This window comes from Bradyrhizobium sp. 132 (genome assembly GCF_023074185.1).
Lineage (GTDB): Bacteria > Pseudomonadota > Alphaproteobacteria > Rhizobiales > Xanthobacteraceae > Bradyrhizobium.
In genome coordinates this window covers 1-1,676 of sequence record NZ_JADPKY010000031.1, presented here as the reverse complement: position 1 = coordinate 1,676, position 1,676 = coordinate 1, and the positions used below count along the sequence as shown (strand labels likewise).

Sequence of the window (1,676 nt, the reverse complement as noted above, 5' to 3'; positions counted from 1 at the left end):
GGCTCTGACTCACTTTTGATGAAGTTCAGGCGCCGGCTCGCGTTGGTTTCACAAGGGAATCAACATGATGCAGCGAGCCCTGCGACCGTCGGCCCTGATCCCTCCTGGGTTTGACGTGGAGAGCGCCGTCTGTGATGGCGCCACGACCGTGATCACCGTCCGTCCCAGGAGCGACAAGAGTCTGTGTCCCGGATGCGGAGCCAGTTCCGGGCGAATTCATAGCCGATATCAACGATGTCTTACCGATCTGCCGCTGGCGGGGCGGCCGGTTCGCCTGGTGGTCGTGGCGCGTCGCTTCCGCTGCTTCACCGTTATGTGCAGTCGACGTATTTTCACCGAGCGGTTCGATGACGGGGCTCTGGCGCCGTGGGCGCGGCGAACGGCGCGGCTCGATCTTCTGGTCCATCACCTTGGGCTTGCCCTGGGTGGCCGCCCGGCCGCAAGTTTTGCCCGTCGACTTATGCTGCCCGTGAGCAACGATACATTGCTTCGCGTCGTGCGAAGGCGCGGTTGCCAGCCCTTTGCTGTGCCGAGCGTGATCGGTATCGACGACTGGGCCTGGCGGCGCAATCAGCGGTACGGAACAATCATCTGCGACCTCGAGCGGCGACGACCGATCGCGCTGTTGCCCGACAGAGAGCCCGCTACGGCGCAGGCTTGGCTGGCGGGGCAGCCGCAAATTGCTGTGGTCGCGCGCGATCGCGGCGGTGGTTACGCCCTTGCTGTAGCCAAGGCGCTCCCGCAGGCCACCCAGGTTGCTGACCGCTGGCATTTGATGGAGAACGCCAGCCACGCCTTCCTCGATGCGGTCCGCAAATCCATGCGCCAGGTTCGTGTGGCGGTCGGCGCCGCCACAATTAATCCTGTCTTGCTCACTTCCGCCGAGCGCATCCAGTACGAAGGCTATCTACGGCGTGAGGACACCAACGCGGCAATCTTCAGACAGGCTGAGACGGGTGTCTCCATAAAGGAGATCGTGCGACTTACGGGACATAGCCGGGGCCTCGTTCGCAAAGTTCTGCGAGGTCAGCGAACGGATGTGTTCAGGGTGCGCGAGAGCTCACTCGAGCACCATCTGCCATGGCTCGACGCCCAGTGGGCTTCAGGCCATTATAACGGAGCCGACCTGTGGCGTCGCCTTAAGGTGCTAGGCTTTAGGGGCTCTGAGCGAGTTGTTAGAGAGTGGACGACACGCCGTCGGCGCGCCGAAACGCCCGATGTTCAAAGTATACAGCGCGTGCCGTCTGCCAGAACCATCGCCCGCCTGATGACCAATGGCCGCGATGCGCTATCAAAGTCTGAGACCGTTACCATCGCGGCGATCGAGAAGGGCGTTCCTCTGCTGGTGGAAGCTCGCGAAATCATCATCGCTTTCCACGCCATGATCCGCAAGAAGACTCACGTGGATCTTGATCCATGGCTGGAACGAGCATGCGCAAGTCTCGTCGCATCCTTTGCCAACGGCATCACCAATGACAAGGCCGCCATCAACGCTGCGATTACAACATCTTGGTCTAACGGGCAGACCGAAGGTCAGATTACCAAGCTCAAGCTCGTCAAGCGTCAGATGTACGGGCGCGCCAAGCTCGATCTTCTTCAGGCGCGCTTGATCGGCGCTACATGATCACCAATGCACCAAAATTGCGTCAGAGCCAAAGTTGCAAGCCGATTGACAC

At 60.9% G+C, this 1,676-nt stretch carries 1 protein-coding gene; it reads left to right on the top strand.

All coding sequences use genetic code 11. The features are described from left to right. Window positions 1–67 precede the first annotated feature (67 nt). Window positions 68–1,624 (top strand): ISL3 family transposase, encoded by a 1,557-nt coding sequence (locus tag IVA74_RS05295; RefSeq protein ID WP_247340591.1) that lies wholly within the window; start codon window positions 68–70, stop codon window positions 1,622–1,624. Window positions 1,625–1,676 lie beyond the last annotated feature (52 nt).